Below are 23,694 nucleotides of genomic sequence, written 5' to 3'. Positions count from 1 at the left end.
GTGTTACCTTAATTGCTTCGAAATGACGTTAATAATATCGATGATATGAAGACAAAAGCGGCCAATTGGCCGCCTGATAAAGAGTGAAACCGACCGTATACCGGCAATTGCAGGTAATAAGGAAACTTACTGACCCTGATTATTTACCAGTAATGATGAACCATTACCCGCTGGCGCGACTGTTTTGCCACCTTGATAAGCGGTAAATAGCGGTCCGCTGCTTTGGGCATTTTTCAGTACCCAAACCCGACCATAATGATTGTAGTACCCAGCAGCCTGCCCAGCTTCATGGCCAATCCCCTGATAGATATCAAAGTGCTGACCTTTAATCGCACCACCAACATCCAATGCCACCATCAGGCGCATCTGATATTGACCCGTGAATTTGCCCTGATTATCCAGCAAAGGCACTTCAGCTAGTAATGTGGTGCCTGGCGGAATCAAGGAACGATCAGATGCAACTGACGCTTTGGCAATCAATGGAACCGCACTGGCCCCTTTCACCGGCGCGTACATTTCTGGTTTAAAGAACACAAAGGACGGATTCTGCTCTAAAAGCTCTCTGACCTCAGCTTCACTATGGGTTTCAGCCCAGTGGCGGATGGCTTGCATCGACATATCTGCTTTAGCGACTTCGCCACGATCAATCAGCACTTTGCCAATACTACGGTAAGCATGGCCATTTTTACCTGCATAACCGAAGAAGGTCAGTGGTCGCCCATCGCCATAATCAACATAGCCGCTGCCCTGCACTTCCATCATAAAGTTATCCACCAGCGAATTGGTGTATGCGATAACTAAACTGCGGTTATCCAATGCACCTGCATAGATAGCAGCGCGATCGGGTAAACGGCGCTTTCCTTTAGCAGGCATCCGATAAAGTGGGTGGCGGAATTCACCTTGTGGCGTATAACGGGCCTGAAGCACCGGAGTGTAGTAGCCAGTAAACTGTACGTTACCGAAATTATCGACCCCCTCCATCTGATAGGCATTCAAACCAAATAAACTTAGCTTGCTGGTATCGGCCCCTGCCAACATCCAGTTTTCGACCGCATTGAATGTATTACTATTGCGGTTATAGAGACCCGGTGAAGATTGGTTAATCACTTTCACCTGATCAGAATAATCTTTTGCGTTAACTGGCTTACCTGTTGCATTTGGTTCATTCACCAGTTCCAGTGATTGCTCCAGACGCCCATCCTTATATTGCTGCCCACGATCGGTTGGCCGCGATTGGCACCCCGCCAGAACAGCAATCATTATTCCACTTAGTAGGTATTTGCCCCAACGACTTGTCATTTCACGCCTTCTTTTACTCATTTTATCTACTGGCGAACGATAACAAACGCCTATAGATAAAGGAATCGGCAGGTGGAAAAAAATCCTCCTGACCCCGTTATGGGGAAAAAGGAAACAGATAGTTGATAAATTAATCGAAAAAACCTATTTACCCTAATTAAGTGGCAAAAATACTTGCAACAGATCTCATCCAGAGTATAGTGCGCTCAATCGGACGCGGGGTGGAGCAGCCTGGTAGCTCGTCGGGCTCATAACCCGAAGGTCGTCGGTTCAAATCCGGCCCCCGCAACCAACCGATACTGGCTACCAGCAGTATCAAATGTCGTTCGATAGTCTTGAAAGTTAAGACGAATTAGGTAGAATAGTAGTGAGAAGCAAATAAAGTGTAGTGACGGACGCGGGGTGGAGCAGCCTGGTAGCTCGTCGGGCTCATAACCCGAAGGTCGTCGGTTCAAATCCGGCCCCCGCAACCAATTACACGACTAAGTAGTAAGATAGAAAATAGTATTAAGACGGACGCGGGGTGGAGCAGCCTGGTAGCTCGTCGGGCTCATAACCCGAAGGTCGTCGGTTCAAATCCGGCCCCCGCAACCAATTCTTAATCATTTTCATATCAACATCAGACACCCTCAAGGGTGTTTTTTTGTTTCTGGCTTTATACCCGTCATACTTCAAACCGCATGTGTGTTGGTTGCTTTCGTTCACCCGAATAATTGACTAACGTCAACTCAGCGGGATTATCTCAGTTGCCGCCTTCCTGCAACTCGAATTATTTAGGGTATATATCTCAATCAATAACAATGCCCTACGCGTTAAAGTCGGGCCATCGCCCCACCATTAGCAAAATAGGCTTTGATGCCAGCAAAAATAGATTCTGCGACTTGTTGCTGAAAACGGCTGGTACGTAGTTTGCGCTCTTCTTCCAGATTACTGATAAATGCTGTTTCAACCAAAATTGAAGGAATATCAGGTGCTTTCAATACAGCAAACCCCGCCTGATCGACACGGTTCTTATGCAGCGTATTAATCTTCCCCATGCGATTCAGCACTTCTTTACCAAACTTCAGGCTGTCATTAATCGTCGCCGTTTGCAGTAAATCAATCATGGTATGGTCCAGATAGCGATCACCACTTTTGCTAACCCCCCCAATCTGGTCGGCCTCATTCTGTGTCTGGGCCAGGAAACGCGCGGCGGTACTGGTTGCGCCCTTGGTTGATAGCGCAAAAACGGAGGAACCTCTGGCCGCCTGACTGGTAAATGCATCCGCATGAATTGAAATGAATAAATCTGCTCGCAGTTTGCGCGCCTTCGCTACCCGCACTTTCAACGGGATAAAAACATCTTCATTACGGGTCATAAACACCCGCATATTGGCTTCTTTTTGAATTAACGCCCGTAACCGACGGGCAATTTGTAGCACGATGTCTTTTTCACGGGTTTTATTTCTACCAATAGCACCGGGATCTTCTCCGCCGTGACCAGGATCCAGCATGATAACTATCGGTCTATCGCGCCCTGCTTTGCCTGCTTTTGGTGTCTCTGCGGGTAAGCTACGCTCCACGTCGCCTTTATTATAATCTTCCAATAATGCCAACAATGGATCGTCCTCAGCAGAGTTGTTGCCCTGAGCGGGATATAAATCCACCACTAAACGATTTCGAAATTCAGCAAAAGGTTTTAGAGTAAATAGCTGGGGGCTGATGCTCTGCTTCAACTCCAAAACCAAACGGACGGTATTTTTATCAAACTGCCCTACTCGGGCTTGCTTCAGATAAGGGTCACCGGACTGAACCTGATTAGTTATCTGTTTCAGGACGCTATTTAAATGTACCCCTTCAATATCAACCACAATACGATCAGGATTGGTAAGAGCGAACTGACGATACTTCAGCGGAGTATTGGATTCCAGCGTGACTCGGGTATAGGTTGAAGAGGGCCAAACCCGGACTGCAATAATATGTGAGGAAGCAGCAAATCCAACTCGACTAACACTCAGCATCCAGGCGCTCGCAGCACCTTGCAACAGACGACGACGCCCAGGATTATGATTTGAATCTGCCATGTAACTCCAAAGTAACTACCAAAATATGAATAAAAAGCGCACAAAAAAATTTATGTGCAAAAACTTTAACGAATCAATCCCACGCTGTCATTAGAAAAACATTTTTATGTTATTCAATTTATTAATACAGATACGCCATACATATGCATTTGATAGTAATTTGGTGCTTGCCATCTTGGTCAAAAAAGAATAAAAATACAAAAATACCGAATAAAAATTCAAAGAGGGTCTGCCGTGAAGGAACGTAGTACTGAACTGGTCCAGGGATTTCGCCACTCAGTTCCCTATATCAACGCGCACCGTGGCAAGACATTCGTTGTCATGTTGGGTGGCGAGGCGATTGAGCATGAAAACTTCGCGAATATCGTCAATGATATCGGTTTGTTGCATAGCCTTGGGATCAGGTTGGTCGTGGTATACGGTGCGCGCCCACAGATCGACAGCAATTTGGCACAGCATCATTACGAACCTATTTATCACAAGCATACCAGGGTAACAGATGCCCGAACTCTGGAAATGGTGAAACAAGCAGCCGGCCTATTGCAGTTGGATATCACTGCAAGACTATCAATGAGTCTCAATAATACCCCGCTACAAGGCGCGCATATTAATGTAGTCAGTGGCAACTTCATTATTGCTCAGCCGCTGGGGGTGGATGATGGTGTGGATTATTGTCATAGCGGGCGTATTCGTCGTATCGATGAAGAGGCAATTCACCGTCAATTAGATAATGGCGCAATCGTGTTACTAGGCCCGGTTGCTGTATCGGTGACCGGCGAGAGCTTTAATCTCACATCAGAAGAAGTTGCCACCCAGTTAGCTATCAAACTGAAAGCAGAAAAGATGATCGGTTTCTGTTCATCCCAAGGGGTGACTGACAGTGAAGGTGACATTATTTCAGAGCTGTTCCCAAATGATGCTCAAAAACGGATTGAAGATCTGGAACAAGAGGGTGATTACAACTCCGGTACGGTACGCTTCCTACGTGGTGCAGTGAAAGCTTGCCGTAGCGGTGTGCGCCGGAGCCATTTACTGAGTTATCAGGAGGATGGAGCGCTAGTCCAAGAGCTATTCTCCCGCGATGGTATCGGTACACAGATTGTTATGGAGAGTGCTGAACAAGTGCGCCGCGCTACCATCAATGATATTGGTGGCATACTTGAATTGATTCGCCCGCTGGAACAACAAGGCATTCTGGTGCGTCGTTCGCGGGAACAGCTTGAAATGGAAATCGACAAATTCACGATTATTGAACGGGATAATTTGACGATTGCCTGTGCAGCGCTCTATCCGTTCCCTGAAGAACAAATAGGTGAGATGGCCTGCGTGGCAGTACATCCTGACTATCGCAGCTCTTCTCGGGGAGAAATGCTATTAAAGCGCGTTGCTAATCAAGCGCGACAGATGGGGCTTAAAAAATTGTTTGTACTCACCACCCGCAGTATTCACTGGTTCCAAGAACGCGGTTTTACACCTGCCGAAGTAGAGGTTTTACCGATTCAGAAGCAGGAACTGTATAACTATCAGCGGCGCTCAAAGATTCTGTTGGCTGATTTGTAGCCGTATTGATTATAAATATTGCGACCAAATGCTTTATCAGGGTTTTATTTAATTTATTCCCAACATAATTAGCGTTATAGGGAGGCCGCAAGCAGCGGCCCCCCTTGCCAGACCAAGGAATGGTCCGTGTAACGTGTTCCTTGTGGCTTCAAGCAGCAGCGTATAACTCACGTCAATGCATTCAAACGATCCACTAACCCACTCAGACGAAGAGTCGGTGTGCGTATCGCATTGCCCAATATCGTATCGCTACAATACAGAGTTAAACGCTGGCGGGCGCGAGTGATCGCGGTATAAACCAATTCGCGCGTTAATACCGGCATAAAAGTATTCGGTAATACCAGGGCGGTATGTTCAAACTCTGATCCTTGCGACTTATGAACTGTCATGGCATAAGCCGTTTCATGGCTGGGAAGACGGCTGGGTTGCACCGATTTTATGTTGCCATCCGGCAACTGGAAATGCACCCGTAGCTCTCCTTCATCGTCATATAACGCGATACCAATATCGCCATTAAAGAGACCTAACGCACTGTCATTAAGCCCGATCATCACCGGCCGACCGGCATACCAACGCCCAGATGGGCTAGGTGCACGCTCAATTAACCTCTTGCGATGCAACAACTGCTCAATCCGTTCATTCAAGCCACTGACACCAAATGGCCCACTTCGCAATGCACACAACAATTGATAACGACCAAATGCCGCCAGCACATCCACAGCATGCGCACCTGTAGCTGCCAATTGGAGGTAATGCTGATAGCCCGCAACGCAATCCTCCAGCAACCGTTGGTAGTCATCTGAATCCGTCAGAGAAAAATGTTCAACATCTGAATAGGCCCCCTTTAATACTGATAATGCATCCCGATACTTGCCTGCATTAACCGCTAAAGCGAGCTGCCCGATACCCGATTTCTCATCAAACCGATAGCTCTTACGCAATAAACACAGGCTATCACGCACATTGACCGTATCCGTAGAGACTGATCCAATCGGTATATTTCCGGCCAATGTGCATCCTGTCAGCCGTGCTAACTGTTCTGCACGAGCCTTGCTATAACCCAACTCAGCAAAGCGACAAATATCCCCTAATACCGCCCCGGCCTCAACCGAAGCTAACTGATCTCGGTCCCCGAGGAAAATGACTTGAGCTTTAGCGGGCAAAGCGGCAATTAGCCGCGCCATCATGGGTAAATCCACCATAGACGCTTCATCTACCACCAGCACATCAAGATTTAGTGGATTACCTCGGTGATAACGCAAACGTTGACTATTTGGTTGAGCACCTAATAAACGGTGCAGAGTGGATGCTTGATCTGGGAATAACTTGCGCTCGGCGTCTGTAAGTGTGAGTTGGCGGATGGCATTCCCCAATGACTCAGTCAGCCGCGCAGCGGCTTTACCCGTTGGGGCAGCAAGCTGGATACGTAAACGCTGCCCTTGGCTAAGCTGTATCAGCGCAGTTAATAGCTTGGCTACTGTGGTGGTTTTCCCCGTTCCCGGCCCACCAGAAATCACCGAGATACGGCGAGTAGCGGCTACTGCGGCGGCCACCTTTTGCCAGTCAATCTCCGTGTCTGATCGACCAAATAGGCGGTCCAGTGTCTCTGTTAATAGGCTTTCGTTAATCCCCCTGGCCTCATTAACGAATAAAGCGGTATTGTCACTGGCAATAAACCGCACCACATCACCCTCGTACTGCCACATCCGTTGGAGATACAAACGTTCATTTTGCAACACCAACGGCGTTGGTAATGAGCCATCACTGACCGCTGGGGAATTATTTAATCCTTGTATCCAACGCGACAGCTCTGGAGCACCAGCAGCCAGCCATAATGCTTGAGATAACCCAGCCTGCCGCCCACCAAACAGTTGTTCTGGTTGCAGATAACTTAATGGCAGGCACACATGCCCGGCTCCCGCCTCGGCGCTGAGAATAGCCGCCGCCAATTGCAGCATAGGCTCATCATCCCCTGCAATCATGCGAGAAAATTGAACATCCAGAGGGCGTAGTAAGTGGTCACGAACCGCTTGGTCCAGTAGAACCATCATCTTGATGAATCCTCATCTGCCTGAGCTGTACCACTTTCATGACCTGAAAGTAGAACGACCTCATTGCCACTGAATAAACAATCCATTCCTTCAATCAGCTCCTGTTCAGGGCGACAACTAAAGATACCATTACCCGGATGTTGTTTATCGACACCACGCAAGAAGAGATAAATGACACCCCCGAAGTCCCGTTGATAGTCATAATCGCCCAAGCGATGACGTAAATAACGGTGTAAAGCCAAGGTATAAAGCTGATATTGCAGATCATAACGATGCTCAGCCATCGCTTGGGCCATCAATTGTACGGTATAAGCACTACTGTCTTCTCCCAGCCAGTTAGATTTGTAATCTAATAAGTAATACTTACCCTGCCAGCAGAAAACCAAGTCAATAAAGCCCTTAAGCATCCCTCTGACTTGCTGAAAATCTAACACCGGACACTGACGTGAGAGCGGGTCATAATGCTTGATTAAGGCATCTAATTGATTAGCGCGTAACAAAGTATCGATAGGCAAATAAAACTGTAGTTCCGCCTGCTTACTCTCCGGCGTCAATCCCGCCAGAGTTACGCCCGCATCGTTAAGGGGGACTTGCATAATGTCACTTAGCCATTGATACAACATTGGCGACCATTGTTCACCAAAGCCCTGTTGCTGTAGTTGCTGCGCCAGCCAGTCTGGCTCAATAGGTTGGCTAAAATCTAATGGCTCAAGTAAATCATGCAGGAAAGTCCCCGGTGCCGCCCCCCGCGGGAAGGTATGGGGCGTTAAATCAGCTGCGGTGATGAGTGCCTGCTCACCGACGGCATCACTATCTAGCCGTGGCAATAGCTCCTGTAAAGGGAGATTCAGAACCTGCGATTTGGCACCATGCTGCTGTAGGCCGGAATAACTGGTAACCCGCCAAAAGTCGTGCATTTGTCGGTTAAACTGGCGCGCGGCGAGTTCTGGCAAAACTTCAGGCCGTGGCTGCCAAGCTGTAGCGTCAGGACGTTCCGCCAGTGAGACCGAAATATCACCGCCCGAAAATGTGGTTAGCTCCGCCAACTTATCCGCCAGATATTGCGCGTCGCCAGCTTGTCCATGTTGAACCAAATAGCCTAAAGCGCTAAGGTGCATGTCGCTTTCGCCCTGTTTTTTCCGCCCGCCTTTAATCAGCGGCGCAATACCGATACTGCAATGATAAACCGCGCGGGTCAGCGCAACGTAGAGTAACCGTAAGTCTTCTGCCAACCGCTCTTCTTCCGCCAAAGCCTGGCTCTCTTCATCAGCATTCAGATCAAGCAGAGCCTCAAAGCTATGACGATCGTGATATAGCACGTCCTGCTGCTGACGGAAATTGCCGACAAAAGGGAGCCAAACCAACGGATACTCCAACCCTTTTGATTTATGAATTGTAATCACCTGAACCAAATGGCGATCACTTTCCAAACGCAATTGTTGATTATCTGACTGATGATTTGGTTGTGCTATTTGTTGTGCCAGCCAACGGATTAGTGCGTGCTCACTATCAAGCTGTGATGCGGCCTCTTGTAATAACTCTCCCAAATGCAGTAAGTCTGTCAGCCGACGCTCCCCACCAGGGGTCGCCAACAAGTTTTCAGCTAAATGACGCTGTGCCATTATTTCTCGCAGCATAGGAAGCACACCACGGCGCTGCCAATGTTGGCGATAGCCATCGAATTCATCGACCAGAGAATCCCAAGCCCGTTCATCGTGATTCAATGCATCCAGCATCTGTGCATCCAACCCTAGCATCCCGGTAGCCATCGCACTGCGTAAGGCTCTTTCCTGCTCAGGGGCCAATGCAGCTTGCAATAACCACAATAGATCTTTGGCTTCTGCAGTATCAAAAACACTGTCGCGATTGGATAAGTAAACCGATGGAATAGCTAAGGCACTCAGTGCATCTCGAACCAGCGCAGCCTCTGCCCGGCTACGAACCAAAATAGTAATATCAGATGCCTGAACCGGCCTTGAGCCTGTCGTTGTCACTAATTGCGCCAGCCCATTCTGCCCATCCACCAGCCAGTCACGGATTTGACTGGCGCACTGCCTGGCCATCAATTGCTGGTATTCACTAACCCCAACCCCTTCACCCGGTTGCAGCCAAAAAGAGATGGCTGGCTGTTTTTTCCCTTTAATTTCAAAAGATAGACAGCTATTTTTTTCAGCCGCCGCCACCTTGATAAAAGGGATTTGTTCAAACAGAAAGGGAACCTCAACCGAACTAAAAAGCCTGTTTACTGATTGAACCATCGGGAAAGAGGAACGCCAATTGGTCTCTAACGTGTAGTGGGCACTTACTTCTGAACGAGCACGAATATAGGTAAAGATATCTGCGCCACGGAAAGCATAAATAGCCTGTTTAGGGTCGCCAATCAGTAATAAACCACACTCACCTTGGTTACCATAAAGCGTGTGGAAAATACGGTATTGCTGAGGATCGGTATCCTGAAACTCATCAATCATTGCAACTGGATAACGGGTACGAATAGATTGAGCTAACAACTCACCACCTGGCTGCTGTAATGCCACATCCAATTTACTGAGCAAGTCATCAAAACCCAATTCTGCCCGCTGCCGTTTCTCCTGCTGGACGGAAGTTCGTATCTCGCTAATTGCGCGGGCTAAAATCAAATCTCTTAGTGTCAAAGGTTGTTCGAAGATGCGGTCTATCGCACTGAACACCGAGTGTTGGGGGATCGCACCTTTTTTGGTTTTCTCAGATAATATCGATTGGCGAAACTTTTCTAGCTCTTTAGGTAACTGATAATCACCGGTTTCCTGCTCTGCCCATATAGCGACCTTTTCTAGCCAGTTAGGTAAATATCGGCTGCTATAGCTGCGCTTATCAACGCCAGATGCACTAATTAAAGCTTCCAACTCATGAGCCACCGCACGCCATTGCGCTTTGACAGCATCAATTTGCACAACTATTTGCTGATGCCGGCTGAGTATCGTTTCATCATCACCTGGTGCTTGCCGAAATTTTGGTGTTTCACCTTGTAAATAAGCAGCAAGGTCTTTGAGCAATGCCTCCGGCCCGCTCCATTCCTGGCTGACTGCGCGTGCAACAGCCAACGGAAGCGGATAGCAATGACGCCGCCAAAAATCGGCACAGGCCTGTCTGCGTAAGGGCTGTTCATCCTGAACCAATGTTTGTTCAAACAAGATGCCAGATTCAAAAGCATTGTTCGTCAGCATTCTCTGACAAAAACCGTGAATAGTATAAATTGCGGCTTCATCCATCTGACGCTCAGCAGTAAGTAACTGTGCTGCGGCCTCGCCCAGATCACTAATTTCAGTTAATAAAGCCTTATGCATTAGGTCATCACTGACTCCCCGTACGCAAGCAATACGCAACCCATGGATATTGTCGCGAATTCGCCCCCTCAACTCTTCAGTTGCCGCCTCAGTAAAGGTCACCACCAGGATTTCCTCTACTGTCAGGGGACGACTGAATGCTGCCTCCCCTCCCAAACCAAGCAGCAATCGCAGATAAAGAACCCCAATGGTAAAAGTCTTACCAGTACCGGCAGAGGCTTCAATCAGCCTCTCACCGTATAAGGGGAGCGTCAGCGGCTCCAGCCGCTGGGGAGTCATTGATGTCATGGAGCTAATACCTTCTGCGGCAGGGTAGCCTGCAAGGCAGATGTTGTCGGATAGGTCGTCCATCCTTTAAGCACCGCATATCCGCCAGCCGTTTGCCCCTGACCTTTAACTTGAGAAAGCAGTGCCAGACCTTGCGGTTTAATAACCGCTTGCTGGAAGAAATCAGCTAATACAGTGCTATTAAGTTGCTTCACCTGAGCAATCATTTTTTCGCGACTATCAAACGCAAAATTATTACGATTGAAATCATTACTGTAACGACTAGCCTCTTCATCCAGAGTTTGTGGTCGTTGCAGTAATTGGTTAATTAGCCCTTGTTTATATTGTTCAAAATCAGCAGGTTTCATTTCACGCAGGCGCTTTTCTGCCTGTGGATAGAAGGCAAGATAGCGTTGATAAAGGTAATCAGGTTGCTTGCTGTTACTTTGCAGCAAGAACCCCAAGCCCCACTGTCGGCCAACCGACATCGGGAAGGCAAATACTGCATAGCCGAGTTGCTCTTCGGTTCGTAATTGATCATAGAACCACGGTTGAACAATTTGCCCCAGCAAAGCACTACGCGCCATACCATCAATTTCCGTATAACCGGTTGGAACATAGACTGCCGCCAGCGCAGCATCAGAACTGCTGCCAAGCCGCTCCATATTGGCCAGTTGTGCCTTATCAACAACAACATCCTCGCCGGTCCACCAAGTAGTTCCCGTCAAAGCCAATTGTTTTTTCAACGATTCCGCCAGAGTGGTAACTTGCTGGGTAGTCATATTACCCACTGCCAATACTTCCAGCGCAGATTGCTTCAGCAAGCTATCACGATAAGTCAGCACATCTTGCACGCTGATAGTATCAAGCAATTTGCGCCGTTCGCTGCGTTCAGAATAAGGAACATGAGACAGCAATTTCGCTGGCTGAATCGCCAGTTCATAAGCTTTGCCTTTCTCAGCCACGTCCAACTGCTCGCGATACCAAGATTTAGCCTGCACTAATTGATCTTCTGTTGGCGTAAAACTGGAATAACCTTCAACCAGCGTGGTTAGCAATTGTGGCATCCGCTGTGTGAAGCCATTAGCACTGACATATAAACCGTTGTTAGGGGCGGTTGAGAAGCTGATTCCGCCGATCGAAGCCTGATAGCTCAGTTCATCCAGTGAAAGGCCGGCCAGATAATCAGTCAGGGCGAATAGTACCTGATGGCGGGCGGTATCCAACGCATGAGGATTGCGGAAAGCCAGCGCGATATCGGCTTTCGGTTCATCAGCAAAATACTGACTTGGCATGTAAAACACCCGTAACCCCGGTTGTTCCGCAACATTCTGTGGCCGGGTGATATTTTTATCTGCTTTGATCAGCGTAAAGTCATCTGGGATATAGGGGTTAAGTGCCGGTAGGCTCAGAGTGATATTCTCCCCAAGTTGTTGCCAGTCTTTCATCTCTTGTGGGCTAATTTTATTGACCTGATAAGGGGCATCAACAAAATAGGCCACTTTATTGTGAGGCTCTTCAGGGCTGACAAACCAGATCCGCGCATTCTCTGGCGTCATTTCAGCCAACCGGGCAGCAATGGCCTTGGGATCATAATGATCCGCCAGATAGGGCGCATCAAGCACATGTGCGACAGGTACTCGCAACATCATATCCACCAGCCACTCGATGTAATCCATATCTCGCGTGATTGAGGGATAACGGAAATCCAGATTTAAAACATGGGCTATCTCATCGAAATAGCTCTGTTTAATGCCGTCTTTTTGCAACATTTTGATGTAATCAAAGATAGCGGCCACCACGACGTCACGTTTGGCCAAACCTTTATCCGTAAGTGATACCGAAATAGAGAACACCCCACCATTACGGTCTACCATTGGATCGGCACCAGCATTAATAGCATCTGCCAGCCCCTGTTTTTGTAGCCAGTCGGACAACGTATCTTTACTGCGATTACCAATCAAATAGCTAACATAGGTATCTGTTTTTCTGCGAAATTCTTCGCTATTGTTCTCAATGCGAAAGTCTATTTTTAACTGTTTACGCGGTTGGGCTGGAACATAATGAATAATAATACCGGTTTGGTCCGGTGTTACAGCAGGTACCGTAATTGGAGGGACTTTTGCCTCCCGATTCGGAATCTGGCCAAAGGTATCAGCCGCTAATTGTGCCAACTGCTCCAGAGACTGATTGCTATACAGCACCCCCACCATCAAATTGGCAGAATAGTAACGATGATAAAAACTCAGCAGCTCATCATGTAATTTGCCATCAGGCTTGTCTTTCAGCGTATCAAGATTACCCCCCGAAAAACGCGCACTAGGGTGTGCTGGATTAAGCGTTTCAGCATTAACCTGCGCCATGCGCATCCCATCGCGCGAGCGGGCCATCGTCAATTCAGCATTGACCGCATTACGTTCACGATCAGCATTGATAGGGTCTAACAAAGGCTGTGCAATAGCATCGGCTAAACGCTCAACTGCCGGAGCTAATGCATCATTTTCAATTTCAAAATAAAAAGCGGTTCGATAAGAAGCCGTACTCGCATTATGGCTACCGCCATGCTTTTTCAGAAACTCGGCAAAACTGCCTGGTTCAGGAAAACGCGTAGAACCCATCAATAACATGTGTTCCAGATAATGAGCTAAACCCAACTGGTTATTGGGATCTTCCAATGATCCGACAGGCAACGCCAGTGCTGCCAAGGATTTAGGTGCTTGCGCATCAGAAACTAGCAATACCGTCATACCATTAGGCAACTTTATTGCCTGGTATTTACGCAGGTCATGTTCACTTTTGTGAATGGCTTCTGCCAGAGGTTGCCACGCAGGCGCAGCAGCCCAACTGAGAGGTGCCAGCAAACCTAATAAGAAAAATATACCCATGATGCGAGCAAACTGTTTATGCATTCCGTTTCTCCCCTAACCCCTTAAAAATTACCGCTTAAAGCCGCAGCCAACTTTCTGGTATTGATATGTATGAAAGCCTGGTTTGGCCATCAGCAGTTCTCACGCCTTATTATGGCGGGCAATCGGTAATAAATAACGTTCCGTTTCATGTAATATCTTGTCGAGATGTGGATTATCCATCAGGCGGAACACCCTTTGCACATAGCTATCCTCACCTTCACCTGCAACTCGCTGATCACCCTGCCAAACTTGTAAAAGTTTCATGCGGGCTTTAGTTTGTGTTTCTTCATCCCACAAAATCTGACCTGACTCGCGTTCAAAGCACTGGCTCAGCCATGCCCAACCACTTTTGCTCAGCAATAACAGTGGTTCACACATTCCTTGCTGATACCCACTGATTAACTGTTGTAAATAGTGATGAGCCTCATCACGGCCCAAAGAATCATAGCGCCATGCAGTTCCTTTGCGACCATACATCCGGCTTTGCCCATCACCTCCACCAGCACAATAGACCAGATGTTCAATCCATAATAAAAGCCCGTCTATCGCCGTTAATGCCGCGGGACGCCAACGAATTAATCCATCTTCCTGAACCTGATGAATCCAACCTGTAAGGGTGATGTCACCCAATTCGATATTTAGCTCAATGCTATGATGCTCAAGGCGCTCGCTACGAATCTGTTCAGCTAATGGCACCATTTCCTCTTGTTGGCTTTCCCAATAAAGCTCACCGAACGATCCATAAGGCAGGCTACCGGCCGCTCGAGCTCGGGTAAACACGCTATTGATGTCTCCCTCATCTATCAATGCATTCAGTAACTGAGTATTAAACTGATAGCGGTTGAGGTTATCTAAAGTAAATGGCTCTTCATCAGGTAATTCTGTTTCTTCAATAACAAAATTCACTCCTAGCCGGAGTTGGAAGAATGCCCTCACAGGGTGGCGATAGAAGCGGATTAACTCATCCAATGTAATTTCAGATAAAGGTTCAGGCGATAATGGCTGATTAAACTCTGGATGCGGTCGCCCTTTGGACTCAGCAGAGGGTAGCCATTCAGCAGCGTAACTCTGTAACTCGCTATGCTGAATAAAATTTTCTGCCGCAAACGGCATCCGCGCATGCCAGCAGAGTAAGTGCTGAATCACCCGCTGAGCGCTCTCATCAGCATTGAGCATTTCGTCACCCGGTAAATGATAACTTTGTGAGATATATTCAATCAGTTCACTGACCAACACTGATGGATAACGCTTACTGTTATCCTGGATAGAGCGCCCGATATAGCTGATATAGAGCTGTTGCTGAGCCGAAAGTAGCGCTTCGAGGAACAGATAGCGGTCATCGTCACGGCGGCTACGGTCACCACGGCGAACCTGCTTTGCCATCAAATCAAATCCCAGCGGCGGCAGCGTTCGTGGGTAAACGCCATCGTTCATCCCCAATAAGCAAACAACTTTAAATGGGATCGAGCGCATAGGCATTAGAGTACAGAAGTTGATTGGCCCGGCAAGGAAACGCTGGCTGATGCGCTCATTATCCAAGCGCGAAGCCAGTTCATCCCGTAACAGATTAAGTGGCACCACATCGGGATATTGGGCAGCAATACCATAGCTGATAACCTTCTGCCACTGTTGTTCAATCAGCACCAACACCGCTTCAGTGTCATTATCGGGTTCAAAGAAGGTATCCAATAATTGGCGGCACAGGGGTAACCATTCGCTGAGTGCTCGGGGTTCACTTAATTGCTGCCGCCATTGGCTTAGTTGCATCAACATATCTGCCAATTGCCCAGCGAGTTCAGCAGCTAAGCCACTCGACTCATCATATGGCAGAACACCCTGCCAATCTCCGGCGGTGCTATCCATGGCATAACCCAGCAACATGCGGGTGATACCAAAGTGCCAGGTATGCTGACCCGTTGCGGGTAAGGAGAGTTCCCGTACATTGTCATCATCCAGCCCCCAACGAATACCCGATTCCCCCACCCATTGCCGTAAGCGGCGCAAGCCATCTTCAGTAATACCAAACTTACTGGCTAAAGCAGGTACCTCCAACAGCGCCAACACTTGTTCAGAGGTGAAACGGCTTTGGGGGAGATCAAGTAAGGTAATAAAAGCCTGTAGCGCCGGATGGGCCTGACTGGCTTTACGGTCAGAAATCGCAAACGGCAGATAGCGGTCCCCTGTCGCATTACCAAATGTGGCCTGAATATAAGGGGTATAGCTGTCAATATCGGCAACCATCACAATGACATCGCGTGGAGTAAGTTCAGGATTAGTTGAGAATAAATTCAATAGGTTATCTTGCAAAACCTCAACTTCTCGCTGAGGACTATGGCAAACATGCAGGCTAAGAGATCGATCACTGAGATCTAATCGACGCTTTTGGTCGCTACGCGCTAAGGATTCCGCCGTGATGCCAATAATTGCGTGGTCTTCCAGCTCCAACATATCGTGCTGAATACCATGTAGTAGATTGTCAGGGTCAATATCAACAAAAGCGTGGACCTCTTGAATATCATCAACCTGAGATAATAAATACATATGATCCCGCCCGAGCCGCCCCCACGAGGCTAATAATGGGTTACTGAGTTCTTGTTCACCATTCGCATTAAAGAGCTGTTCAGCCTGCTCTGGCTGGCGGAACAGATTGACTTCAATTGATTCGCGATAATGTCTACGTTTGCGGCTTTGCAATTTAGCCAAAAAAGCATAATCCTGAATATCGCCCCAAAAATAGCGGCAAGGATTCGTAAACATCAGATGAATATCAATATGTTTACCCAGCGCTTGTAGAGCTTGTAAATAGATAGGAGGTAATGCCGATATGCCGCAAATAAATACCCGCTTGGGTAACCCAACGGGGCAGACATTCGCTTCAAGCAGGGTGCGGATAAACCGCTGGTAGAGATTGGCACGGTGCCATTCGGGCTGTTCCAATTGGCGGGTATAATTGGTCAGTTCCACCCACAACTTGGCTTGCCACAGTTGAGCATCGTCCAGATTGTCAATGAGTTGGCCCCGTTCCCAACTGGCAAGCCATTCAGGACGATACACTAAATATTGGTCGAAAAGGTCAGCAACCCGTGCTGCAAGTTGATGGATTTTGCGCTTATCATTATCGTCACTTAAATAGCGTTTCATGGGAGAAAATACCGGGCTTTCCAGTAAATCTGGCAGCAACCACATAAGTTTCCATGTCATGGCGTCTTTGCTAAATGCGCTTTCTTTTGGGATTCCGGGCAAAACACGGGTAAACATATCCCAGATAAAGGTTGCGGGCAGCGGAAACTCAATATTAGCTGCAATACTAAATTGTTGTGCCAGTTGCATTTGTAACCATTGTGCCATTCCTGGGCTTTGAACTAGCACCACTTCTTGCTGGAAAGGGTTATCCAACGGCTCTCGTTCTATCAGCGCAGTCGTTAGCGCTTTGAGTAAATCTAATTGATTAGAATGATAAACCGTGAACATGATTACTCCCTTAAGGCACTATGGAAAATAGCCATAAGTGATTAAACCAGTTTATTATCACTTGTGGGTAAATCCTGAGGCTTAATACTCTAACTTGATAATGAATGAGCGCAATAGGTTATCTCTATTATAAGACCGATATAGTCGCTCATCTGTATACCTCGGCGGTTCATCAATCAGGATCCCCTTGTTTGCCGCCTCAGCAACGTCGTATCTATGGGGGATAACTATGCCGTTAGCCACTTCCATTCGTAGAGCAAAACCAACGGGTTAACTCTGCTGACAGGTTTTTCCGTACCGCAAGAGTGAAATTAAGCTCGGCGCATTCCCCTTCAATTCGGCTAATGGACTGACGATATAACCAGTTAGGTTTCATTCCCGATATGAATCCCCTATCAGGTCTAGCCTCCCCTGCACTGTCAATATGTTGATGAAGCAGAAACCAAGCCTGACGCTGTTGCCACACAGAAGAGAAACCCTGTAAAAGAGTCTGATGGTATTGCAACAACCCCAGTAACGAGACAGAGAAAAACAGTGCCGCAATTAAGGCTTCAGGCAGGCTAAACCCTCGTTGGTTGCGAGGATCGCATTGGTCACTCCGTTTCATCAACAAGCACCTATTGCAGCATTTTAGTAATCGCAAAACTGTGCATCCTTATCAGGACAGAAATCCAACCAGCCATGAGCTGCCTTAACCAGTTGATAGTGACCCACAGACCCTTTGCCAATATTCAGCATGACCCGTTGATATAGCATCAAGGGTGGCTGTGAACCGAGGAGGTAACTCTCCCCTCTGAGAATAAAAAAACCGCTTAGTGATGCTGGTTTAACACAGGCCTTTAAGCCATATTGCTGCTGCTGAATGCAATACCATGTTGAACCTGTCCGCCATGGCAAACTGAACGACCAATCCTGACGTATCCCCCAGTTCAGTGATGATGTTGCCTGATTAAAAGCACGTAAATAGTGCTGTTCTTCAGATGTAATCTGTTGAATATTATCCAATTGACGGTGTAGTGCTGACAGCAGAAATAAACCAAGAGCGAAAAGTGTAGCGACGGCTGCCAATGTACTGGTCCCCCGTTGATGATTCAGCTTCATAGATTGTTCCCGCGTATCGTATAAGTAAGCTGATGATGGATTACCGGATTACCTGTTTTTTGCCCCGCTAATTGCACCCGATAAACCTGATTTGATGTTTGCTGAGGTAACCGACTAATAGAAAAATGGGTTATCGTTATCTCTTGTGGATCAAGCAGCTTTTCCCACCCACTGCCAGCGCAATTCAGTTCACCACGTTGGACCTCTAATGCTTTATTACGCAGGCGGTAGCCAAAGTATTCGGACTCCTGATGTTTCTCCCCTTCCCATCGACCATTTCGATTGAGATCGTAAGCAACTATCAGACACGAATTTGTCGCTTCTGCGGGATAATGATGGGTTGTAACCGCTTTTCCCTGACACTCGCCATGGCAAAATCCTGCACGCCGCAGATCTTTTTCTAGCACAACCATAACCTGACTCAGTGCCAACTCCAGATAATAGCGCTGCTGCAAAATTGATATTTGTTTGCGTAGCTTAGGGAAAACCTCTGCGGCACCAAGCATAATCAAACTACCAATGCTCAATGCCAACATCATTTCCGGTAGCGTAAAACCTGTTATACGTTTCCGCCCAGAACAGACCGATGCTGGCATATTTTTGACCATTATTAGCATATATGAATACCTGACATTGGCTGGCCCTCACTACACAGTCTTAAGCGCCCTCGACTGGAAATAACTAACCGGATAGACCCTGCCGGGTTACTGAGCATGATATTTCCTGCCTGTGCCGTATTCCTCACACCAAAGAAGCCCATCTCTTTTTGCAATGAAGTCGCAATAGCGACATCTGGGTAAGGTGGAATAAACACGCCGTCGGTAAGTGCCGAACAGCGAGCCGTAGGTTTATCACCACTTCCCAGGCACCCCTGGCCATTCTGCTGTATCCACAGCAATTCTGTGTCATTGCGACGATTAGCCTGTGCTTGTAAGTGTGTTAAGAAGGCGAGTAACTGACGAGCACTGTCTGCGAGCCGTTCCCGCTGCCGGTAATGATGCCAACTTTGCGCCCCCCAAAGTGCTGTTATACCCACTAATACAATCACCAGCAGCAATTCAATCAGGCTGATACCTTTTTGTTTTTTAAGAGAATTCCTACGAGTCAGGTAAGTTTTCGTTAATCTTATATTGGTGTCCATGGCGTAAGTTTACGTGGCTGAAATTTGAGGTCGAGTGACGAATTATCAGGGCTGGAAACGGTGCGCAAAATTTTATCTACGACGACATAAATGCAGAAAAGAGTGCGGCGCAGCTCGCATTTTTATTGCAGGAAGGATGCTGGTAGCAAAGAAAAGGGTTTGACGAAAATATACCCAATAGCTTTCCAGATGCAGGGAGGCAACAAGCAGAGGCAAGAGCTGGATATGGGAATGGGAATGGGAATGGACCGAGTAAACAGGAGCAGCCCCCTGAAACTTGAAAGGTGACGGGTATAAAACCGGAGCCATTGCGGCTCCGGTCTAAAGATTAGATAGCAATCGGCGCTTTAATTCCTGGGTGAGGATCGTACCCCTCAATTTCAAAATCCTCAAAACGGTAATCAAACAAAGAGTCAGGTTTCCGTTTGATAATCAGTTTCGGCAATGCACGTGGCTCACGGCTTAATTGCAGATTTGTCTGCTCAATATGGTTGCTGTACAAGTGTGTATCCCCCCCTGTCCAGACAAAATCACCCACTTCCAAATCGCATTGCTGCGCCATCATATGTACCAGTAAAGCATAGCTGGCAATGTTAAATGGCAAGCCGAGGAATACATCACAAGAGCGCTGATACAGTTGACAAGAAAGCTTGCCATCTGCCACGTAGAACTGGAAGAAAGCATGGCACGGCGCCAGTGCCATTTGCTCCAGTTCACCCACATTCCATGCTGAGACGATGATACGGCGTGAATCGGGATCCTGCTTAAGCTGTTTTACCACGTTGCTGAGTTGGTCAATCTTACGACCATCTGCAGCCCCCCAAGCCCGCCATTGCTTGCCGTAAACCGGGCCAAGGTCGCCGTTTTCGTCAGCCCATTCATCCCAGATTGAGACATTATTTTCCTTCAAATAGCCAATATTAGTATCGCCATTGAGGAACCATAACAGCTCATGGATGATGGAGCGCAAATGGCAGCGCTTAGTGGTTACCAGTGGGAAACCGTCTTGTAAATTGAAACGCATCTGATGCCCGAAAATCGACACAGTACCGGTACCGGTACGGTCAGCTTTTGGAGTGCCTTCTTCCAGCACTTTTTTCATCAAATCCAGATACTGTTTCATGTTACCTCACGAAAGTTGTTGCGCAGGACGGCGATACGCCCAAATCATCATAATGATACCGGCCAGAATCATAGGTACAGAGAGTATCTGCCCCATGCTGATCACGCCATCGAACAAGCCGAGTTGAGCATCTGGCTGGCGGAAACACTCCACAATAATACGGAACGCACCATAACCAATCAGGAATAGGCCAGAAACACTGCCCATAGGACGCGGCTTACGGATAAATAGGTTCAGGATGATAAATAACACCACCCCTTCAAGAATCATTTCATACAGTTGCGAAGGATGACGCGGCAGTACACCGTATTGATTGAATATCGCCTGCCATTTCGCCGGGTCAGCAGCAACGATGGCGATATCTTCGCCACGAGAGGTTGGGAATAACATCGCCCACGGGGTATCGGTAGTCACACGGCCCCACAACTCGCCGTTGATAAAATTACCGAGCCGGCCCGCGCCTAAACCAAATGGAATAAGGGGAGCAATAAAGTCAGCGACCTGGAAGAAATTGCGTTTAGTGCGGCGGGCAAACCACAACATCACGCAGATGACACCAATCAAACCGCCATGGAATGACATACCGCCATCCCATACCTTAAACAGGTACAGTGGATTATCGAGGAACATCGGCAGGTTATAAAACAGCACATAACCGACACGGCCACCGACAAATACCCCGAGGAACCCCGCATACAGCAGGTTTTCGACTTCTTCTTTGGTCCAGCCACTACCCGGTTTATTTGCCCGACGAACCGCCAACCACATGGCGAAGACAAAACCCACCAGATACATTAAACCGTACCAATGAAGGGAAACCGGGCCAATGGAAAAAATGACCGGATCAAATTTAGGAAACGCCAGATAGCTATTGCTCATCTATCACCACGAAATGTCTCATATTTTGAGAAAATTAATGTTCTTGCCCGGTTAGGGCTACAGGTTGCGCATAATAGCATAGGCTTAGGCCGGTCTGGGCTGCACCAAACAGAAAAGTTCTGTAAACAACACAACCCCAGAAAGTGAATGTCACTCGCAAACAAACCAAAAAGCCTTGGAATAGTCGCCAGTGACTGGCACTAACAACGCTATAGCGCCAAGGGCCAAGAGCCAACGGGATACGCTTACTTCCCGCCGCGGATCAAGCCGCCTAAGCCCCTGCGTTCCATAAACGCTGCTGTTAAATGACGCACATCAGTGGTCATTTGGGCGCTCAATACTCGTTCGGCCAATGCTGCCGCATCTGCTAAATCGATATTGCGCAGCAGGTATTTAATTCGTGCCACACTGCGACCGTTCATACTGAGATTGCGATAACCCAGCCCGACCAGCAACAATGCGCCCATCGGGTCACCCGCCATTTCACCACAAAGGCTCACCTGCAAACCCGCTTGTGTCGCCTGCGTCAAAATATGGCTAAGCACCTGTAGCATCGCCGGATGCAGGCTGTCATACAGCGACGCAACGCGAGTATTATTGCGATCTACTGCCAGCAAATATTGGGTCAGATCATTGGTGCCAACTGAGATAAAATCTACTCGCGACTTGAGGTAGGGCAGCATAAAGATCATCGCGGGTACTTCTATCATTACCCCCAATTTAGGCTGTGGCAATTTATAGCCCAAGACTTCTTGAACCTCACGCCCAGCACGATCGATCAGGCGTTTAGCTTCATCGACTTCTTCCAGGCTGGTGATCATTGGCAATAGAATACCCAAATTACCGGTTCCGGCATTGGCACGCAGCATCGCTCGAACCTGGATCAAGAAGATCTCTGGCTGATCGAGCGTTACACGGATCCCGCGCCAACCCAGGCATGGGTTTTCTTCGCTGATGGGCATGTAGGGCAACTGTTTATCGGCACCGATATCCAAGGTACGTAACGTGACGGGTTTGTTGGGATAAAGCTGTAACATGCCTTGATATTGCGCAACTTGTTCCTCTTCCGATGGGAAGCCGCTTTGCAACATAAAAGGGATTTCAGTGCGGTATAGACCAACACCATCAACCCGCCCACCCAGCAATTGCTCATGTTCCGGGCTAAGACCCGCATTCAGCATCACCTGAATCCGCTCACCACTTTTCAGGGCCGCAGGTTGTTCGACATCGTCTTCAGCCAGCTTGCTGAGCTCAATCTCTTCAGTAACCAGCCGCTGATACTCTTTGACCAGTACCGGTTCGGGATCAACCAGCACCTCACCACGGTAGCCATCAACAATCAATAGCCGCTGGTTCAGCAAAGCAGGCTGGATATCAGCGCCCATCACCGTTGGGATGCCCATGGCGCGCACTAAAATCGCGGCATGCGAGTTAGCGGCACCATCACGCACCACCACCCCCGCCAGACGATCTTGTGGCACCTCGGCTAATAGAGTGGCGGTTAACTCATCGGCAACCAGGATAAAACGCTCAGGCCATTGGCTGGCCCCAGAGGTGCTATCATCGAGGTGGAACAACAAGCGCTGACCTAATGCCCGCAGGTCACTGGCTCGCTCACGCATATAGGTGTCTTGCAGGCTGGCAAATTGGGCGGCAAATTGTTCAACCACTTGTTTAACGGCCCATTCAGCCACCGAACCGGCGTCAATTTGCGCGAAAAGCTCACGCTTCAGGCGAGCATCATTTAACAGGTGCGAATAGAGATCGAAAATTGCCGCGCTCTCTTTTTGTGAGCTGGCAGCAAAACGCTTACTGAAGCGACGGAATTCTGCCGCAGCCTCTTCCAATGCCTGAGTCAGGCGTTCACGCTCCTGAACAGTATCGAGCGTTGAGGCCTCATAAACCAAATCAAGGGACGGTTGTGAAGTATCCTGCCAACCTTCCGCCACTGCCACGCCAGGAGCCGCCGCCAGCGCGCGGATTCGTGTTTGACGATATTGGCCAAAAATCGCATTCAGTTGCGATTGGGAGAGGATCCCCGCCAGTTGTGTGGCCAGCGTAACCATGAACGACTCTTCGCTCTCATCAAACTGGCGATGCTCGCGCTGCTGTACCACCAATACACCCAGCAACTGTCGACGATAAATAATAGGTACCCCGAGAAACGCCCGGAAGCGATCCTCTTTAACTTGTGGTACATATTTAAAACTGGGATGACTCTGAGCATCGGCCAGGTTAATGGGTTCGGCCAAACGCCCCACCAGCCCGACGATACCTTCGTCAAAAGCCAGCGTAATGGTGCGACCACGGGGCTTTTTCAAACCCCGTGTCGCCATCAGGTAGTAACAACGGCGGTCATTATCTGCCAGATATATCGAGCAGACTTCCGTGTCCATCGCCAGACAGGTTTCATTGACCAACAGCTCTAACGCATCCGTCAGGCTGGTTGCCATCGCCACTTTCTCAACTATTTCTCGCAAACGCATGAGCATGATCGGCTTAAC

The 23,694-nt window shown here is 48.2% G+C and carries 15 protein-coding genes, 3 tRNA genes and 1 pseudogene; 6 read left to right on the top strand and 13 right to left on the bottom strand.

Annotated elements, in window-relative coordinates; all coding sequences use genetic code 11:
* Positions 1-126: 126 nt before the first annotated feature.
* Positions 127-1,299, bottom strand: a complete 1,173-nt coding sequence (locus A6J66_021470) for a murein transglycosylase A (protein ID PNM26493.1) — start codon at positions 1,297-1,299, stop codon at positions 127-129.
* A 215-nt stretch (positions 1,300-1,514) separates the two neighbouring features.
* On the opposite strand from A6J66_021470, the gene A6J66_021465 reads away from it, so the two are divergent.
* The 4 genes and pseudogenes from A6J66_021465 (at position 1,515) to A6J66_021450 (ending at position 2,081) form a co-directional block, all read left to right on the top strand.
* Positions 1,515-1,591: transfer RNA gene (locus A6J66_021465), tRNA-Met, on the top strand.
* 104 nt (positions 1,592-1,695) lie between these two features.
* A tRNA-Met gene (locus A6J66_021460) sits at positions 1,696-1,772 on the top strand.
* A gap of 44 nt (positions 1,773-1,816) precedes the next feature.
* Positions 1,817-1,893: transfer RNA gene (locus A6J66_021455), tRNA-Met, on the top strand.
* An 86-nt stretch (positions 1,894-1,979) separates the two neighbouring features.
* Positions 1,980-2,081 (top strand): annotated as a pseudogene (locus tag A6J66_021450) (type I methionyl aminopeptidase).
* A gap of 30 nt (positions 2,082-2,111) precedes the next feature.
* Here the strand turns inward: A6J66_021450 and amiC are convergent.
* On the bottom strand, positions 2,112-3,362 hold the full coding sequence (gene amiC / locus A6J66_021445) for an N-acetylmuramoyl-L-alanine amidase (protein PNM26492.1): 1,251 nt from the start codon (positions 3,360-3,362) through the stop codon (positions 2,112-2,114).
* A gap of 234 nt (positions 3,363-3,596) precedes the next feature.
* Between amiC and A6J66_021440 the strand changes: the two genes are divergently transcribed.
* Positions 3,597-4,922, top strand: a complete 1,326-nt coding sequence (locus tag A6J66_021440; GenBank protein PNM26491.1) for an amino-acid N-acetyltransferase — start codon at positions 3,597-3,599, stop codon at positions 4,920-4,922.
* A gap of 167 nt (positions 4,923-5,089) precedes the next feature.
* Here A6J66_021440 and A6J66_021435 read toward each other — a convergent pair whose 3' ends face one another.
* From A6J66_021435 to A6J66_021400, 8 genes are all read right to left on the bottom strand, one after another.
* The gene (locus A6J66_021435; GenBank protein ID PNM26490.1) at positions 5,090-6,973 is read right to left on the bottom strand and encodes an exodeoxyribonuclease V subunit alpha; all 1,884 of its coding nucleotides are present in this window, start codon (positions 6,971-6,973) and stop codon (positions 5,090-5,092) included.
* Positions 6,970-10,587 carry an exodeoxyribonuclease V subunit beta gene (locus A6J66_021430; GenBank protein ID PNM26489.1) on the bottom strand — a complete coding sequence of 1,206 codons (3,618 nt, stop codon included), beginning with the start codon at positions 10,585-10,587 and terminating at the stop codon, positions 6,970-6,972. The genes A6J66_021435 and A6J66_021430 overlap by 4 nt, the downstream gene beginning before the upstream one ends.
* Positions 10,584-13,475 (bottom strand): pitrilysin, encoded by a 2,892-nt coding sequence (locus A6J66_021425; GenBank protein ID PNM26488.1) that lies wholly within the window; start codon positions 13,473-13,475, stop codon positions 10,584-10,586. Before A6J66_021425 ends, A6J66_021430 begins: the two co-directional genes overlap by 4 nt.
* 99 nt (positions 13,476-13,574) lie before the next feature.
* A complete protein-coding gene (locus tag A6J66_021420; GenBank protein ID PNM26487.1) occupies positions 13,575-16,946 on the bottom strand; it encodes an exodeoxyribonuclease V subunit gamma in 3,372 nt (1,123 codons plus the stop codon).
* 235 nt (positions 16,947-17,181) lie between these two features.
* A complete protein-coding gene (locus tag A6J66_021415; protein ID PNM26486.1) occupies positions 17,182-17,553 on the bottom strand; it encodes a peptidase in 372 nt (123 codons plus the stop codon).
* Positions 17,554-17,576: 23 nt separating this feature from the next.
* Positions 17,577-18,047 carry a DUF2509 domain-containing protein gene (locus A6J66_021410; GenBank protein ID PNM26485.1) on the bottom strand — a complete coding sequence of 157 codons (471 nt, stop codon included), beginning with the start codon at positions 18,045-18,047 and terminating at the stop codon, positions 17,577-17,579.
* A complete protein-coding gene (locus tag A6J66_021405) occupies positions 18,044-18,643 on the bottom strand; it encodes a prepilin-type N-terminal cleavage/methylation domain-containing protein (protein ID PNM27115.1) in 600 nt (199 codons plus the stop codon). The genes A6J66_021410 and A6J66_021405 overlap by 4 nt, the downstream gene beginning before the upstream one ends.
* A gap of 14 nt (positions 18,644-18,657) precedes the next feature.
* Entirely contained in the window at positions 18,658-19,188 is a 531-nt protein-coding gene (locus A6J66_021400) for a prepilin-type N-terminal cleavage/methylation domain-containing protein (protein ID PNM26484.1), read from the bottom strand.
* A gap of 90 nt (positions 19,189-19,278) precedes the next feature.
* Between A6J66_021400 and A6J66_021395 the strand changes: the two genes are divergently transcribed.
* The gene (locus A6J66_021395; GenBank protein PNM26483.1) at positions 19,279-19,476 is read left to right on the top strand and encodes a hypothetical protein; all 198 of its coding nucleotides are present in this window, start codon (positions 19,279-19,281) and stop codon (positions 19,474-19,476) included.
* A gap of 40 nt (positions 19,477-19,516) precedes the next feature.
* Here the strand turns inward: A6J66_021395 and A6J66_021390 are convergent, their stop codons facing one another.
* The 3 genes from A6J66_021390 to A6J66_021380 form a co-directional block, all read right to left on the bottom strand.
* A complete protein-coding gene (locus A6J66_021390; GenBank protein PNM26482.1) occupies positions 19,517-20,311 on the bottom strand; it encodes a thymidylate synthase in 795 nt (264 codons plus the stop codon).
* Positions 20,312-20,317: 6 nt separating this feature from the next.
* The gene (locus tag A6J66_021385; protein ID PNM26481.1) at positions 20,318-21,190 is read right to left on the bottom strand and encodes a prolipoprotein diacylglyceryl transferase; all 873 of its coding nucleotides are present in this window, start codon (positions 21,188-21,190) and stop codon (positions 20,318-20,320) included.
* A 245-nt stretch (positions 21,191-21,435) separates the two neighbouring features.
* On the bottom strand, positions 21,436-23,682 hold the full coding sequence (locus tag A6J66_021380) for a phosphoenolpyruvate-protein phosphotransferase PtsP (protein ID PNM26480.1): 2,247 nt from the start codon (positions 23,680-23,682) through the stop codon (positions 21,436-21,438).
* Positions 23,683-23,694 lie beyond the last annotated feature (12 nt).

The sequence above is a fragment of the Yersinia enterocolitica genome, from assembly GCA_002082245.2.
In the GTDB taxonomy this organism is placed as follows: domain Bacteria; phylum Pseudomonadota; class Gammaproteobacteria; order Enterobacterales; family Enterobacteriaceae; genus Yersinia; species Yersinia enterocolitica_E.
This window is presented reverse-complemented; position numbering and strand designations above follow the sequence as displayed.